At 30.9% G+C, this 18,032-nt stretch carries 11 protein-coding genes; 4 read left to right on the plus strand and 7 right to left on the minus strand.

The features are described from left to right. Nucleotides 1–3: 3 nt before the first annotated feature. The 4 genes from ruvA to glpK form a co-directional block, all read right to left on the minus strand. Complete coding sequence (gene ruvA, locus AQ1685_RS19200; RefSeq protein WP_095074755.1) at nt 4–585, minus strand: Holliday junction branch migration protein RuvA; 582 nt, start codon at nt 583–585, stop codon at nt 4–6. Nucleotides 586–651: 66 nt separating this feature from the next. Further along, nucleotides 652–2,940 carry an NADP-dependent malic enzyme gene (locus AQ1685_RS19205; protein WP_095074756.1) on the minus strand — a complete coding sequence of 763 codons (2,289 nt, stop codon included), beginning with the start codon at nt 2,938–2,940 and terminating at the stop codon, nt 652–654. 80 nt (nt 2,941–3,020) lie between these two features. Next, on the minus strand, nt 3,021–4,457 hold the full coding sequence (locus AQ1685_RS19210; RefSeq protein WP_095074757.1) for an SLC13 family permease: 1,437 nt from the start codon (nt 4,455–4,457) through the stop codon (nt 3,021–3,023). A 14-nt stretch (nt 4,458–4,471) separates the two neighbouring features. Next, complete coding sequence (gene glpK / locus AQ1685_RS19215) at nt 4,472–7,642, minus strand: glycerol kinase GlpK (protein ID WP_095074758.1); 3,171 nt, start codon at nt 7,640–7,642, stop codon at nt 4,472–4,474. Nucleotides 7,643–7,777: 135 nt separating this feature from the next. On the opposite strand from glpK, the gene AQ1685_RS19220 reads away from it, so the two are divergent. Next, on the plus strand, nt 7,778–8,404 hold the full coding sequence (locus AQ1685_RS19220; protein ID WP_095074759.1) for a PAS domain-containing protein: 627 nt from the start codon (nt 7,778–7,780) through the stop codon (nt 8,402–8,404). A gap of 38 nt (nt 8,405–8,442) precedes the next feature. Here AQ1685_RS19220 and queG read toward each other — a convergent pair whose 3' ends face one another. Continuing rightward, a complete protein-coding gene (gene queG / locus AQ1685_RS19225) occupies nt 8,443–9,378 on the minus strand; it encodes a tRNA epoxyqueuosine(34) reductase QueG (protein ID WP_095074760.1) in 936 nt (311 codons plus the stop codon). Nucleotides 9,379–9,495: 117 nt separating this feature from the next. Between queG and AQ1685_RS19230 the strand changes: the two genes are divergently transcribed. From AQ1685_RS19230 to AQ1685_RS19240, 3 genes are all read left to right on the plus strand, one after another. Next, the gene (locus AQ1685_RS19230) at nt 9,496–12,123 is read left to right on the plus strand and encodes an AsmA-like C-terminal region-containing protein (protein ID WP_095074761.1); all 2,628 of its coding nucleotides are present in this window, start codon (nt 9,496–9,498) and stop codon (nt 12,121–12,123) included. 427 nt (nt 12,124–12,550) lie between these two features. Next, complete coding sequence (locus AQ1685_RS19235) at nt 12,551–15,016, plus strand: DUF5686 and carboxypeptidase regulatory-like domain-containing protein (protein ID WP_095074762.1); 2,466 nt, start codon at nt 12,551–12,553, stop codon at nt 15,014–15,016. Between the two features lie 9 nt (nt 15,017–15,025). Continuing rightward, nucleotides 15,026–15,274, plus strand: coding sequence for a hypothetical protein (locus AQ1685_RS19240; RefSeq protein ID WP_095074763.1), 249 nt, complete (start codon nt 15,026–15,028; stop codon nt 15,272–15,274). Here AQ1685_RS19240 and AQ1685_RS19245 read toward each other — a convergent pair. Continuing rightward, entirely contained in the window at nt 15,271–15,552 is a 282-nt protein-coding gene (locus tag AQ1685_RS19245) for a DUF3817 domain-containing protein (RefSeq protein ID WP_095074764.1), read from the minus strand. The two genes, AQ1685_RS19240 and AQ1685_RS19245, sit on opposite strands and share 4 nt — an antisense overlap. An 8-nt stretch (nt 15,553–15,560) precedes the next feature. Further along, on the minus strand, nt 15,561–18,032 hold the full coding sequence (locus AQ1685_RS19250; RefSeq protein ID WP_095074765.1) for a TonB-dependent receptor: 2,472 nt from the start codon (nt 18,030–18,032) through the stop codon (nt 15,561–15,563).

Genomic DNA, 18,032 nt, shown 5'->3' on the forward strand with positions numbered 1-18,032 from the left:
TTTTTACAAATTTTTTAGTGCCTTCTTAATTAGCTCTTCTACACTAGCAGACGGCAATTCTTTTAAAATATCGTTTATAACTTTACCTGCTTGTTTTCGTGCAAAGCCTAAAACCTCTAATGCAGATAACGCTTCTTCTTTGTTTGTATTGTTTTCAACTACTGAAACTTCATCAATATCAAATGTCTTTAATATCTTTTGTTTCAAATCAATGATAACACGCTGCGCTGTTTTTGCCCCAATTCCTTTAACGGATTGTATTAGGCTTACATTTTCTGATGCTATAGCTTGCTGTACTTCTTCAGCTGTCATTGAAGACAACATAGTTCTCGCTATACTTGGGCCAACACCAGAAACTGAAATTAACAGCTTAAACACTTCTCGTTCTACTTTGTTAATAAAACCAAAAAGTGTGTGAGCGTCTTCTCGTATTGATAAATGCGTATATAACAATACATTTTCATCTGTGGGGAGAGCAGAGAAAGTATTTAATGAGATATGGAGTAAATATCCTAACCCATTACAGTCAACAACTACATAAGTAGGATTTTTTTCAACAAGTCTTCCTTTTATTTGTGTAATCATTGTTCTCTTTTAACAGACGCCTAAAGTAATAAATTTTTTATTTCTGTAAAACCAGTAATATCCTACTTAACAATTATTGTTTTTTACCTTTTCTCGCTCTTGTGCATCTACAATTGCTACAGCAGCCATATTTACCATTTCATCTACGCTTGCACCTAGTTGTAACACGTGAACTGGCTTACTTAAACCTAATAAAATCGGACCAATAGATTCTACTCCATTTACTTCTTTCATTAATTTATACGTAATATTTGCAGATTCTAAGTTTGGAAAAATTAAAACATTAACTTTTTGACCATTCAATTTAGAAAACGAAAATTCTTTAGTAAGCATTTCAGCATTTAATGCGAAATCAGCTTGCAATTCTCCATCTACAATTAAATCAGGATAATTTTCATGCATATAAGCAACTGCTTCTCTTATTTTCACAGACGTTTCAGATTTTGTTGATCCGAAGTTTGAAAAACCTAGCATTGCTACTTTCGGTTTCATACCAAACATTCTTGCCAATATACTCGTGTAGCGTGTTATTTTGGCTAGTTCTTTGGCTGAAGGATTTATATTTATTGTTGTATCAGCTAAGAACATTGGTCCTTGCTTCGTTAACATTAAATTTGTTGCTGCTATTTTTTGTACTCCTTTATCTCTCTCTACTAACTCTAAAATAGGCTTCACAACAGAAGAATAAGGTCTTGAATATCCTGTTACCAATGCATCTGCTTCTCCTTCGTTTACCATCATAGAAGCAAAATAATTACGTTGACGCATCCATTTTTCGGCTTCTAGTAAAGTCATTCCTTTACGTTGACGTTTTTCCCAAAACAGCTTTCCAAAGCGTTTTGTTCTTTCAACTTCTTCTGGAGTTTTAGGATCTATAATTGGCACATCTGCATCGAAACCAAGCTCTTCTTTCAATTCTAGAATAATCTCCTTATTTCCTAAAAGAATAGGATGACCTAATTTTTCATCATACACTCTTTGTGCCGCTTTCAACACATCTAAATGATCTGCTTCAGCAAAAACAACACGCTTAGGATTTGTTCTTGCTCTGTTATGTAAAATTCTTACTTCTTTACTTCCTGAACCTGAACGATCCATTAATTCATTTCTATACCTTTCCCAATCTTCAATTGGTTCTTTTGCAACACCACTTTCTATTGCTGCTTTAGCAATTGCTGGTGGAATTTCATAGATTAATCTTGGATCAAATGGTTTTGGAATAATATACTCTTTTCCGAAAGAAAGACTTACCTCGTCGTAAACAATATTTACTTGCTCTGGCACAGATTTCTTAGCTAAATCTGCTAATGCATGTACCGCAGCCATTTTCATTTCTTCATTAATCTTTGTTGCTCTAACATCTAAAGCTCCTCTAAATATGAATGGGAAACCAAGTACATTATTCACCTGATTTGGATTATCTGATCGACCAGTTGCCATAATAATATCATCTCTTGTAGCTACTGCCAAATCGTAATCGATTTCTGGTTCAGGATTCGCCATAGCAAAAACAATAGGATTTTTGCCCATAGACAATAACATTTCTGGACTTACTACATTTCCTTTAGATAAACCAATAAATACATCAGCATTATTCATTGCTTCTTCTAATGTATTTAAATCTCTATCTGTAGCAAACTCCTCTTTTTGTGTCGTAAGATTTCCTCTATCTTTTCTAATTACACCTTTACTATCACACATTACAACGTTTTCACGTTTTGCTCCTAAAGCTAAATATAAACGTGTACAAGAAATAGCCGCAGCTCCTGCTCCGTTAACTACAATCTTAACATCTGCTATGTTTTTCCCATTGATTTCTAAAGCATTTTTTAATGCAGCGGTAGAAATAATAGCTGTTCCGTGTTGATCATCGTGCATAACAGGAATATCTAATTCCTCTTTTAAACGTCTCTCGATTTCAAAAGCTTCTGGTGCTTTAATATCTTCAAGATTTATTCCTCCAAAAGTTGGAGCAATAGCTTTTACAGTTTCTATAAACTTATCTACATCTGTAGTATCCACTTCGATATCAAAAACATCAATATCTGCAAAAATCTTAAATAGCAGACCTTTACCTTCCATAACTGGTTTAGAAGCTTCTGGACCAATGTCTCCTAATCCTAAAACTGCTGTTCCGTTTGATATTACTGCTACTAAATTTCCTTTAGTAGTATATTTATATACGTTGTCTTTATTTTTTGCGATTTCTAAACATGGTTCTGCTACACCAGGGGAATACGCTAATGATAAGTCGTGTTGAGTTGCATACTTCTTCGTTGGCACTACTGATATTTTACCTGGCTTAGGCTTAGCATGATACAATAGTGCTTCTCGTCTTTTACGTGATTGACTCATAAACTCTTTTAGTTGATTATTTAAAAATTAAATATAGGTGTTTTGTTATAACTTTTGAGGTTAGATTCAAAAAATATACGTTAAAGTAAAATTGGTAAGATGTATTTGAAGATAACTATCAGTAATAAAACAGCTAAGCAATTTAAAATTAAACCAGTTTTCATCATGTCTTTTACTTTTACATAACCACTTGCAAATACAATTGCATTCGGCGGTGTTGCCATTGGTAACATAAAAGCACAACTACTTGCTATCGTTACAGGAACCAACAAGTTTACTATTGGAATATTTAACCCTAAAGCTATTCCTGCAACTACTGGAGCTAAAACTGCAACTAAGGCGACATTACTCATTAACTCCGTCATAAATAACATTAAGAATATTAAAATGGAACCCGTTAAAAACACACCCAAATTATACGATGCAATTGCACTAGAAACCTGATCTACAATTCCGCTACTGGACATTCCTTTAGCTAACGCTAAACCTCCTCCAAATAATATTAATATTCCCCAAGAAAGCTTCTCGGTATCTTTCCAATTTAGTATGAAATCTCCTTTTTTGAAGTTAAACGGAACCGCAAAAATTGCTAATGCAGCAAAAACACTAATCATTGTATCTGTAAGCTTTAATTCCGGAAAGACTTTATTAATTAAAGCTCTGAAAATCCATAAAAAAATAGCACAAGCAAAAACTAACAAGACAAACTTCTCTCTTTTTGATATTTTTCCAAGCTTTTTTAATTCTGTATGAATTACTTCTTGAGAAGCCTTAAATTTTAAATTTTTATTTGGATACATTAACTCTACCAACACCAAATACACAACTGAAATCATTATTAGAGAAAATGGAAGACCGATAGTCATCCACTCTAAAAAAGAGATTTCTATATTATACTCATTTTCTAAAAAACCTATTAAAACAGAATTAGGTGGCGTCCCTATAATTGTTGCTATTCCTCCAGCATTTGCTGAAAAAGCAATTCCTAACATTACTGAAACTGCAAAATTCTTATCGTCTTTTGTAAAACCATCTTCATCATCTATTAACAATTGAATTACCGATAAAGCTATTGGTAACATAACAACTGTACTAGCCGTATTGCTAATCCACATACTTAACAATCCAGTAGCAATCATAAAACCTAACACCACTTTTTTGGGGGTTGTTCCTGTTAATTTAATAATGGATAACGCAATGCGTTTATGTAAATTCACTTTCTCTAAAGCTAAGGCCATTACAAATCCTCCGAAGAATAAAAATATAATCGGACTTCCATAATTGGAACCAACTTCATTCATCGACATAACTTTCAACAAAGGAAATAAAAGCAAAGGAAGTAATGCAGTTACAGAAATTGAAACTGCTTCTGTAATCCACCATGTAATCATCCAAAGTGCAACACTAATAACTTTATCTCCACTATTAGAAACAAGTTCAAAAGGCAAAACATTAATAATCAAAAAGAAAACAGGACCTAAAAGTAAACCTACTCTTTTAGCAATCGGGTATTTCATTTTAAATATATTCTTTATGATTTAAATTCTGTTTCATAATACGTTGTTGCATCATCTAAAAGCATTTGTAAAATTTGCTTTTCGTGCTCAACTCGTTTACGATCCCAATCTAATGTTTTAACACAATCTTTCAGCACTAAATCTTTGTATTTAAAGATGCTATGAATATCAAAATATAACCTTCCTGTTCTTCTTACAAAGAAATCCGCTAATCCATTTACCATTTCAAAATGAATACAGTACCAGAGTTCTGCTCGAATAAAACGCTCTTCGATTGTTCCTGATAAATAAAAAGAAAAACGTTCTAAAATCTTACTTGCATTCTTCCCAAAATTTGTAGCCAAATACCAAGCATAATCTTCATCATCAATTCCTAAGTTCGCCAAATTCGTTTCTAATTCTTTTTCGTAAGCCTGAACTTCTTCCGAAGAAGACATTGACGGGTTCACTAATGAAATATGTTCTGTTTCTGATTTTTTAACTGATCTTCTACGTTTTTCACTCATCGTTTTTAAAACAGCATCAATTACTCGATGTGCCATTTTTCGATACCCTGTTAATTTTCCTCCTGCGATAGAAATCAGACCTGTATCTGAAACAAAAATCTCGTCTTTTCTTGATAAATCTGACGGATCTTTTTCCTCTTCGTGAATTAAAGGACGTAATCCTGCCCAATTTGATTCAATATCATCTATTGTTAAATGAATTTTTGGAAACATATTATTAATCGCACTTAACAAATATTCAGCATCAGCAGCAGTCGCCACTACTCTATCTAAATCACCAGCATAATTTGTATCTGTTGTTCCTACGTATGTGCAACGACCTCTTGGAATTGCAAAAACCATTCGTCCATCTGGAACATCGAAATAAATAGATTGTTTAATTGGTAATTTCTCTAACGGAAATACAATATGCACACCTTTGGTTAAATGCAGGTGTTTATTATTTAGTGAATTGTCTTTTCTACGTAATGTATCTACCCAAGGACCAGCAGCAGACACATAATTATTTGCTTTAATATTTAATGTTTTACCAGTATTGTGATCTATACAGTTTAAACTTTCAATCTTTGATTCACTATTGTAAACAAACGATTCCATTTCGCAATAATTCACAATTGTGGCTCCAAATTCTGTTGCTTTCTTTAAAATTTCTACTGTTAGTCTAGCATCGTCGGTTCTATATTCTGCATAATAACCACTACCTAAAGTGATACTTTCATCTAAAAGCGGCTCTTTTTCTAAAGTTTGTTTTTTATCTAACATTCTTCTGCGATCATCACCATCAACATTTGCTAATAAATCATAGACTTTTAATCCGATTGCAGTCATCATTTTACCATAAGTCCCACCTTCAATTAAAGGCAATAACATTTTCTCTGGAATTACTAAATGCGGAGCTAATTGATGCACAATAGCGCGTTCTGTTCCCGATTCTCTAACTAAACCAATTTCCAATTGTTTCAAATAACGTAAACCACCATGAATCAGTTTCGTTGATTTATTACTTGTACCTGAAGCAAAATCATTCTTTTCAATCAAACACACTTTCATTCCTCTAGATGAAGCGTCTAATGCGATTCCAGCTCCAGTGACTCCTCCACCAATAATGATTAAATCAAAAACTGTAGATTTCATTTTTTTTAGCTGTCGTTCTCTATCTAGAACTGAAAAACGAATTGGTTTTTGCTTTTTCTTTTTTCCTTTTGTTTGTGTTTTTTCAATTGCTTTAAGCCATCCTTTGTATTTCTTTTTTCTGGCTTTCGGAGTCATTTTTGTTTGAAAAACCGTATCAACTTTCCGTATGGTATCGATATCATTTAATGTCCAAACTCCAGATTTAATTCCAGCTAATAAAGCAGCTCCAAAAGCAGTAACTTCAATCATTTTTGGTCGATCTACTTCAACATTTAGAATATCAGACTGAAATTGCATTAAGTAATTATTCGCACTAGCTCCACCATCAACTTTTAGCGTAATCATTTCTTTACTGCTATCGGTAATCATTGCATTAATTACATCTTTTGTTTGATAAGCTAAAGATTCAACAGTTGCTTTTATGATTTCATTTCTACCAGTATCTAAGGTCATTCCGTAAATACTTCCTTTTGCTTCTTGATCCCAATACGGTGCTCCAAGACCAGCAAATGCAGGAACCACATAAACATCTTTCAATGACGGAATACTATTACAAATCGCTTCTGTATCGGAAGCTTTATCTATAATTTTCATACGATCTCGTAGCCATTGAATAGAAGCACCACCAACAAATACACTTCCTTCTAAAGCATATTTCGTAGGTTCATTTTCTAAAGTACAAGTTAAAGTCGTTAATAATCCGTTATTAGAAACAACTTGCTTCCTCCCGATGTTTAATAAGATAAAGCAGCCGGTTCCATAAGTATTTTTTGCAATACCAGATTTAAATCCGCCTTGACCAAATAATGAAGCTTGTTGATCACCAGCAACTCCATAGATAGGAATTTGTTCATCTTCAAAATTAATACTACCAAAATCAGAAGAAGATTGCTGAACACTTGGCAACAATGATTTCGGAATATCTAAAGCATTTAAAATAGTTTCATCCCAAGACAAATCTTTAATGTTATACAACATTGTTCGAGATGCATTGGTATGATCTGTTAAGTGTTTTTCTCCATTGGTAAATTTATAAATCAACCAACTATCGATCGTACCAAAACATAATTTACCTTGATCTGCTTTTTCTTTTACACCTTCAACATTATCTAAAATCCATTTTAGTTTTGTTCCAGAAAAATAAGAATCGATAATCAGTCCCGTATTTTCCTGAATGTAAGAAGACAAATCTTTAGCTTTTAATTCTTCGCAAATCGCTTTAGTTCTTTTATCTAACCAAACAATTGCATTATAAACAGGTTCGCCAGTTTCTTTATCCCAAACCACAGTTGTTTCTCTTTGGTTTGTAATTCCAACCGCTACAAGTTCTGCAGGATTTATATTCGATTTTTTTATTGCTTCTTTAAATGTTTCTAACTGATCATTATAAATATCGATAGGATTATGTTCTACCCATCCTGATTTTGGATAATGTTGTGTTAGTTCTTTTTGTCCAATACCAACAATCTCTCCATCAGTATTAAAAATTATAGTTCTTGTACTTGTCGTACCTTGATCAAAAGCTGCAATATATTTCTTCTGCATACCTGTAAATTCAGATTCAAATTAGTTTCTCCTAAAATAGTTAAAATGTATCATTTTAAAGGAAACATGATAAATATCATTCTTTCTCATTATCTATCTTATGATTTTTGTTATCAAACAATAAATACTAATACTATGAATCACATCCCCCCGACTCAGCAAACAGTAAACGAAGAAGTACAATGGAATAAAGAAAAAACCATTGTTAGTAAAACAGATGCTTTTGGAACGATATTATACGTAAATGATGTTTTTTGTGAAGCTTCTGAATATAGCAAAGTTGAACTTATTGGAGAACCTCATAACATTATAAGACATCCTGATATGCCTAAAGTTGCTTTTAAAGTTTTATGGAAAGCTTTAAAAGATGGAAAAAACTTTCATGCTATTGTGAAAAACAGAACTAAATCTGGAAAATACTATTGGGTAATTACCGATTTCATTATAGATAGAAATGAAAAAAATGAAATTACAGGTTATACTGGCAGAAGAAAAGCAGTGCCAAATAGCGTTATTGAAAAAATAGAACCTATTTATAAAACACTAGTGGAAATAGAAAAATTAAAAGGAGAAAAGGCAAGCGAATTATACTTTAATGCATATTTAAACGAAGAAATAGGCAAAAGTTATGATGAATTTGTTCTCGATTTATTTGAAGAAGAAGTTGCGAAACAAAAGAAAAGAAATGCCATAGCAAAAAGAGAAAATATATTTAAAAAGGGACTCAACTGGTTTTTTGTAACTGAATACGAAATGAGTTGATTGTTGATTTGTGTGAACTACACCTTAAGTTAACTTTCTTACGGTGTAGTTTTTTTTATAAAATCTATAGTACTTGTTAAGCCTTTGAATTTTGCTCTTTTAACTGCAGATTTTTTAAAAACCTTACTAAACGTTTCTTGAGTTAGTTCTTCCCAATCTCTTTTTTCTAATCCTAATAAATTTTCTTTTGGATTGAATAATGGTTCGCTATGAGGTTTTGAAAAACGATTCCAAGGACAAACATCTTGACAAATATCACAACCAAACATCCAATCTTCCATATTTTCTTTAAACTGACTCGGAATATTATCACGCAGCTCAATCGTTAAGTACGAAATACATTTGCTACCATCTATTTGATTATTTGGCAATATTGCATCTGTCGGACAAGCATCTATACATCGTGTACATTTCCCACAATGATCTGTTTCAAAAGGGTGATCGTATTCTAATTCTAAATCAATAATTAACTCTGCTAAAAAGAAAAAAGATCCTTGTTGTTTTTGAATTAATAAAGTATGTTTTCCATTCCAACCTAAACCCGCTTTTTCTGCCCAAGAACGTTCCATTACGGGAGCAGAATCAACGAAACAACGGCCATTAATCTCTCCTATTTCTTCTCGTAAAGATTCTAATAATTCAAAAAGTTTATTTTTAATAACATGATGGTAATCTTCTCCATAAGCATATTTTGCTAATTTATACGAATCAGAATTCTGAACTTCCTCTGGAAAATAATTATACGATAATGAAATCACTGATTTTGCTCCCTCTACCAAAAGTCTAGGATCTAAACGTTTATCAAAATGATTTTCCATGTAATGCATTTCTCCATGAAAACCATTTTTTAACCAAGTTTCTAAACGCGGAGCTTCTTCCTCTAAAAAATCTGCTTTAGCTATACCACAAGACATGAAACCCAGCCTTTTAGCTTCTTTTTTTATGAATTGAGAATATTCTGCAGTTTTTTTCAAAAATTAAACTTTTTATTAACTACAAAATTACTCATAACTTTTAACTTTGTTGTTAGATTTACTAAATGTAAATCCAATAAACCCCAATATAAATCGTTGTAATAAAAAATAAGTATCATGAAAAAAATTGTCAAAATTGTAGTCATAACATTAGTCGTAATCATTGTTGCGCTAGCGGCAATTCCTTTCATGTTTCAAGATAAAATTGTTGCTCTTATAAAAGAAACAATTAACAATAATGTAAATGCTAAAGTTGAATTCGCGGATGCTAATTTGAGCCTACTTAAAAACTTTCCTAAAGCTTCTGTAGAATTAAAAGATGTTTTGGTTACCAACTTTAAACCTTTTGAAGGTGATACATTACTTTACAGCGAATCTGTAAAAATTAAACTTAAACTTACTGAGGTTTTTAAATCTTCTAACAGTCAGTTAAATATAAACTCGTTTACTATTGATAATTCTTTAGTAAAAATTCATATTGATGAACAAGGAAATGCAAATTATGACATTGCGAAAAAAGACGCGTCTAAAGCAGTAGAAGAAAAAACTGAAGAAGCTACCGGAGAAACCAGTAACTTTAGTTTATCATTAAAAGAATATGCAATTACCAATGCAACTTTAAGATACCACGACGACAAAGGAAAAATGGATGTCGTTTTATCTGATTTCAATCATTCTGGAAGTGGGGATTTTTCTCAAAAAACAACAGAACTTGATACAAAAACAACTACTAATATTCTTTTTGAAAAAGACGGAAAAGCGTTAGTTAAGAATCAACATTTAGATCTGAATGCAGTTCTAGCTTTAGATTTAAAAAACTCTAAATATTCATTCTTAAAAAACGAAGCACATATCAATCAACTTCCTTTAATTTTTGATGGATTTGTTCAATTAAATAAAGATAATAGCCAAGAAGTTCATGTGAATTTTAAAACTCCGTCTTCTGACTTTAAAAACTTTTTAGCTTTAATTCCAGAAGAATATGCTAAGAATATTTCTGATGTAAAAACTACTGGTGATTTTAGTATTATTGGTAAAGTGGATGGAAAAGTTACAGAAACAACTATTCCTAAAATAGATGTAACGATTGCCTCTAACAACGCTTCATTCAAATATCCTAGTTTACCAAAAAGCGTAAAAAACATTCGCATAAACACTCAAATTAAAAACACTACTGGAAATGTAGATGATACTTATGTTAATCTGCAGAAGTTAGCTTTCAAGATTGATGAAAATGAGTTTAGTGGAAATGCTAAAGTGAGTAATTTAACTAAGAATCCGTATATCAACTCTACTGTTAATGGAAAAATTGATTTAAGTCATATTGATAAAGTATATCCTTTAGAGCTTAAAAACGATTTAAGCGGAATTATAACAGCAAATTTAACTTCTAGCTTCGATATTGATGCTGTTCAAAATAATAAATACCAACGCATAAAAAATAGTGGTAATTTAGAAATTAAAGACTTTTTATTTAGCGGAGAACAAGTTGCGAACCCAATACAAATTAATGCAGCAAAAGTTGATTTTGCCCCTAAAAAAATATCATTAACAAAATTTAATGCCGTTACTGGCACAAGTGATTTAAATGCCACTGGTACAATTAATAATTTACTAGGTTTTTTACTTTCAGATAAAAATTTACAAGGAAACTTTAACTTAAACTCTAACTCTTTTAAGGTTAGTGATTTTATGGTTGCTGAAACTGAAACCAGTGAAACACCTAAAAAAGAAACTCCTGAAAATAAAGAAGGACAACCTAAAGAAAAACTTAAAATTCCAGCATTTTTAGATTGTGTTGTTAACGCTTCTGCAAAAGAAGTTTATTACGATAATTTAAAACTTTCTAATGTTCAAGGAAAGTTAATTATAAAAGATGAAAAAGCTACATTACAAAATGTAAATGGAAATATGTTTGGTGGAACTATAGCCTTAAACGGAGCTGTAAATACTCAAAAAGAACAGCCTGTATTTGATATGGATATGGGAATTAAGTCTTTTAACATCAGTGAATCATTTAAAAACATTGAACTATTTAAAATGCTTTCTCCAATTGCCGATGTTTTACAAGGAAAATTAAACACCAATTTAAATTTATCTGGAAATCTTAATGATGATTTTACACCTAATTTAACTTCTATGACTGGTAAAGCTTTAGCGGAAGTATTAGCAACAAATGTAGAACCTAAAAACTCCAAAGCTTTAAGCTTATTAGATCAAAACTTAGGATTCGTAGATTTAAAACAACTGAACTTAAAAGACATTAAAACTAATTTATCTTTTGATAATGGAAAAGTGAATGTAAAACCTTTCAACCTAAAATATAAAGATATTGACATTCAAGTTGGAGGTAGCCATGGTTTTGATCAATTAATGGATTATAACGCTACTTTTAATGTTCCTGCAAAATACTTAGGAAGTGAAGTTAGTAATTTACTTGGTAAACTAGACAGTAAAGACCAAAACGTGAAAGTTCCTGTTACAGCAAACTTTTCAGGAAGCTTTACTAACCCATCGGTAAAAACAGATTTAAAATCGGCTGTTAGTAATTTAACTACTCAATTGGTTCAAAAACAAAAAAACAAACTATTAGACAAAGCAGTCGGTGGTTTATTAGGAAATAAAAACAATAAAGCTTCTGCTACTGATAATAAAAAAGATAATACAGTAAATGCTGTAAAAGATGTTTTAGGTGGTTTATTTGGCAAAAAGAAGAAAAAGAAAGATGAAAAGAAAAAAAATTAATCGTAAATGATTGATTTTTAGATTTTTATTTTTTATATTTGAATGAATGCAATTTTAGCTTAGACTTTAAAGCTTAATATCCCCTATTATGAAAAATTTTATTTCGCTCCTTGAAGCTTACTTACTCATTTAGGTTCTTTTCGTAACTTAAAAATAAGTCATATACAACAGATATTTTATTTGTTTTACATGTCCCTTAGTACTTCTAATTAATTTAATTAATAATAGTTAACGATATTAAGTAATAATATAAAAAGCCAGCAGTAAATAGTTGTATTAATAGTCCCTTGTTTAATTGAGTACAATAGTAAATCGTCAATATTACTGTTGTACTCATTTTACTTTCAATACATTCTTTAACATTTCCTAAATAATATTTCATAAATAATTCAATTATGTTTGCCACATAAAAACCAAACTATTGATTATGAAAAACTTTACTTTAGTTCTTTTCTTTTTAACTTCATTTTTTAGCTCTGCACAAATTAGAGGTAAAGTAGTCAACAAAAACAATGAGCCTTTACCATTTGTAAGTATTTATTTAGAAAATTCTTTAAAAGGAACAACAACTAATGACAATGGTTTTTATGAGTTACCTACTTCAAAAAAAGGAAAACAAACAGTTGTATTTCAATTTTTAGGTTTTAAAACTGTAAAAAAAGAAGTTACTATTAATCAATTTCCTTTTGAACTGAATATTAAAATGGCTGAAGAAGAAAAGTTACTGGAAGAAGTAACAGTTTCTTCAACAGAAAACCCTGCTAATGTTATCATTAGAAAAGTGATTGCAAGCAAAGAAAAAAACACCAATAAATCGGGTAAATACAAAGCAGACTTTTATTCACGAGGTTTATTTAAAATTAAAAATGCACCTAAAAAGATATTAGGTCAAGAAATTGGAGATTTAGGTGGTGGATTAGATTCTACACGTAGTGGAATTATTTATCTTTCTGAAACTATTTCAAAAATTTGGTATCAAAAAAGACCTAAAAACTTTAAAGAAGTTATTGTCGCATCTAAGGTAAGTGGACAAGACAATGGAATTTCCTTCAATAGAGCTGCAGATGTTAACTTTAATCTTTATAAAAATTTAGTACCTGTTGCTGATACTGATATTTTCTCACCAATATCTAATTACACCTTTAGTTATTATAAATTTAAATTAATAGGTACATTTTATGATGAAAATGGAAAACTAATTAGTAAAATTAAAATTATTCCTAGAAGAGAAAACGATCGAGTTTTTGGTGGTCATATTTATATTGTTGAAGATGATTGGGCTATTTATGGAGCAGATTTAACGATTACTGGTGCACAAATTAACAATCCGGCTATTGATGTTTTACATATTAAACAAAATTATAACTACGAACCTAAATCTGGTATTTGGGCATTATTATTACAAACTATAGATTTTAAAGTTGGCTTTTTAGGATTTAATATTGATGGACGCTTTTCTGCATCCTACTCCAATTATAATTTCTCACCAGAATTCAACACTGAAACTTTTGGAAAAGAAATTCTTTCTTTTAATGATAATGCTACTAAAAAAGATTCTGTATACTGGAATGAGTTAAGAAGTGTTCCTTTAACTTTAGAAGAACAAAAAGACTATGTAGTTAAAGATAGTATTAAGGTGGTTCGTAAATCGAAAAAATATTTAGATTCTGTTGATACAAGAAGTAATAAATTGAAAATACTATCTCCTATCTTAGGCTATACTTACCGTAATAGCTACGATAAATGGTCGTTAAACTTTAATGGTTTTATAGAAAGTATTCGATTTAATACAGTACAAGGATTTAATTTTAATCCTGAATTGTCTTATTATAAAAGAGTGAATGACAAGGGAAATGTATGGAGTTTAAGCGGATCTATAAATTATGGTTTTTCAGATGAAAAATTTCGTCCTGTCGTTAGTTTTTATAAAAAATGGAATAATATAGATAAACCTCGACTATCTATTTCTGCTGGTAATAAATTGAGTCAATTTGATGAAAGAAATCCTGTAAGTAATTTAAACAACACAATTTACTCACTTATGTTCAAGGAAAACTTTGCCAAGTTTTTCTCAAAGTCTTTTGCTTCTGTTTCTTTTTCTCAAGAATTATATCCTGGAATTCAATTCTTTTCTAGTGCAGAATATGCAGATAGAAGACCAGTAGTAAATACTACAGATTACTCTTTCTTTAATAGAGACGGAACTTTTGAGGCTAATAACCCTATAAATCCGATTTCCAATACTGCCTCTTTTACAAAACATCGAATTATTAAAACTCAAATAGCTACAACAATCAACTTTGGAAGTAAATATATTAGTTATCCAGATTCTCGTTTCACAGTAAGAAATAATGCCTTTCCAACATTAACTTTAGGATATAGAAAAACATTTGGATCTGAAAATTCAGAATTCCACTCTGATCTTCTTTTTTCAAGGCTAACACAATATCTTTCTTTAGGTAATTTGGGTGACTTTGACTACAATCTTAGAGGTGGAATATTTTTAGAGCAAAAAAACATTCCTTTTATGGATTTCTACCATCCTTTAGCTAATGAGATAGATTTAGCGCCTTCCGATCGTTTAAGTAGCTTTTTTATCATGCCTTATTATGATTTTAGCACCAATGATAGTTATGCTGAAATGCATGTACAGCATAACTTTAAAGGTTTTTTACTAAATAAAATTCCTTTGATTAATAAATTGAATTTCCATACAGTTATTGGAGCTAAAGGATACTTCTCTGGAGGAAGAAAACCTTATTCTGAATACTCTATTGGTTTAGACAATATTGGATGGGGTAAATGGCGTTTTTTACGATTTGATTTTGTACAATCTAACTTTAATGGAGTTAAAGAAAATCGTTTCCTGTTTGGAATTAGTTTATTTGATTAATGATATTCAATGAATTTTAACGCTAATTCTAAATTCGTTTTACTAGACGAACCTTTTAAAGGAGTGTCCCCTATTAATAGAGATTTTATTAAAAAATTAATTCAAGAAAACTCTAAATATAAAGGGATCATCGTAACCGATCACGACTACTCTAGTATTATAGAAATATCTAGTGAAATACAATTGTTAGATAACGGAAACTTAAGAAGAATTTCTCAAAAAGAAGAGTTAATTGAATATGGTTATTTACCCGATTAATCTTCTTTTTTAGTCAAATACTTTCCAACAAAAAATGTTCCGAAAGGAATAATAGCTAACAAACAAACTTTTGCAAACTCTTTGTTAGTCCATTTTAATTCAACCTTTAGTAAAACTGCCAAAGCTATATATCCAATAAATAGAATTCCATGTGGCATTCCTAACATTTTTACATAAGTTTCATTTTCGTAAATGTATTTTATAGGAGAAGCTATAAATAGTAAGAGGATGTACGAAATTCCTTCTAAAAAACTTACTATTTTAAATATGTTGATCATAATTAATATTAAAAATTAGCAAATAAACTCACTGAAAGGTTTCTTCCAGGAGCTGAAACTCCAGATGCAAATTCGCGATAATGCTCATCAAAAATATTATCTACTCTTGCCTGCAAACTAAAATTATTACTTAAGTTATATCTCGCAAAAGCACTTAAAGTTTGCCAACTTGGAGAACCAAAATACCTTTCAGTTTCCTCTGATGCATTTATATCTACTATTGGAGTTTGTTCATGATTATCGATTCCTTCATCAATATTAAAATCATCAATATCTTTTTTAGCATTGAAACGGAAATTCACTCCTGCTTCTACTTTTTTAGTAACATAGTTCACATCAAAATTTCCAAATAATGGAGGAATTGAAGACATTGGTTGATCTGTATCAAAAGTTCTTCCTTTTGTATATGTTATAGAACCTGTAGTTGTCCAGTTTTTAAACAACTTTCCTTGATAATTCATTGTAAAACCAGTTACATAAGCATTATCTCTATTTACATTTGCTACAATATTATTCCCATCTACACCATCAAATCTAATTGTTGATTGACCATTTAAGATAAAGTCATCACGATAAATATAATTCGTTAATAAAGTGTAATACACATTGGCTCCAATCTTAAATTTTCTATCATTAAAGTACTTTTCCAAACCTATTTCTCCACTGTAAGCGTGTTCTGGTCTTAAATTCACATTTGGCACAGTTACATTTCCTCCTTTTTCTCTTACTTTTCCAACATCATCGATATTAGGAGATCTAAATCCAGAAGAAATCACAGCATTTAATTTCCAATTTTCCGCTGGTTTATGAACATAACCTACACTGAAGGTTACTGCTGTATTACTTAAGCTAATGTCATTATCTGGTAATGTGATAAATGCATCATCTACCCATTTGGCTCTAAGTTGCGTATTTGTTAAACGAATACCAGAGTTTAATGTTGATCTTTTAGATATATCTTGTCTGTAATCTACATATAATGCTGAACTTAAATAACTACTTCCGCCGTCTGCATAACGAGATTGTACAGCAAAATCACCGTTAAATCCAATAATCTCATTGTTAACTACATCTAGTTCTTTTCCAAAAGAATTAGAATTTACATCGTTGTAAGCAACTTCAAATCCATACCCTAAATCTCTGTGTTTTGCTAACGGAACAGCAAAATCACCATTTAAGCTAAAAATATCAACCTCTTCTTCTCTGTAAGATCTTTGTAAACTTCCAAATTTCCTTTGAATTCTGCTTTCTTTTATATTTTGATAAGCTAATGTAAACACACCACTTTTCATCCATTTTTTTTTCGGGTTGATCTCTAATTGAGGTGAAATTAACAAACGATTTTGCGGACCATAATACCATTCTGCGAACTTTAATGTAGCTGGATCAGCTTCATCAGTAAGTTCTGTTAATCTATCAAATCGAGGCACATCAGAAGATGTTGAATACTGAATATTTATCTTAAGATCTGTACTTTTAGAAAGTGGTACATAAAACTTTTGAAGAATATCTGTTTGATTATATCCTGTGTTTCTTTGAAGATTTGGATCTGAATTTAACGTTGGAGTTGACACAAAACGACTTCCTACATTTTCAGAAAAATATGTAATCTTTCCCCAATCTTCAAATCCATGAGATCTATTTTCCCCCATTTTTAAATCACCAAAATTACTATGCGAAACACTTGTGAAACTTCCCCATTTAGGAAATTGTAACTCTACAGAAGCCTGATTTGTAATTTCGTTATTCACCGTAGAAAAACGAGAAAAAAAGTTGCTTTTTACTTCTTTATTTTTAGATAGTTTTGGTGTTTTGGTGTAGTAATGTATTACACCACCTAAAGCATCGGAGCCATAAGTAACTGAGGTTGGACCAAAAACAACTTCAGTTCTATCTAACATACTTGGTGCAACCGTAATTGAATTTTGTAAATGTCCTTTTCTGTAAATTGCATTATTCATTCGAACACCATCAACAACTAAAAGCACACGATTACTTTCCATACCTCTTAATACTGGACTTCCTCCTCCAAACTGTGATCGTTGCACTCGAATTCCTGGTACATTCGCCAACACATCAGCTGAACTTTGTGCTGCTATTTTTTGTATTTCTCTGGCTTTAATTACTTCTATTTGTTCTGCTATTCTTTTTGTTTTTGCCTTATTCTTAAACACTGAAACTACAACTTCGTCTAATTGTTCTGATTCTTTAGACAAAAAAACTTCATTGTTGTTAAGTAAAATTACAGACTTTTTGCTTGAAAATTCGGCATAAGAAACGTGTGAGAAGTAAATAACTTCATTTGAAAACATAGTAAGATCTACTTTACCATTTTCATTGGTAACACCAGATTTGCTCTTGTCTTTATTAAAAACTGCTACAGCTTCAATTACCTTACCTGTTTCCGCATCGTAAACGGTAACTTCTTGTGAAAATAAAGTAGTAGAAACTAATAAAAAAAGTAAAAATATCCACCTCAT

Source organism: Tenacibaculum jejuense (assembly GCF_900198195.1).
In the GTDB taxonomy this organism is placed as follows: Bacteria; Bacteroidota; Bacteroidia; order Flavobacteriales; family Flavobacteriaceae; genus Polaribacter; species Polaribacter jejuensis.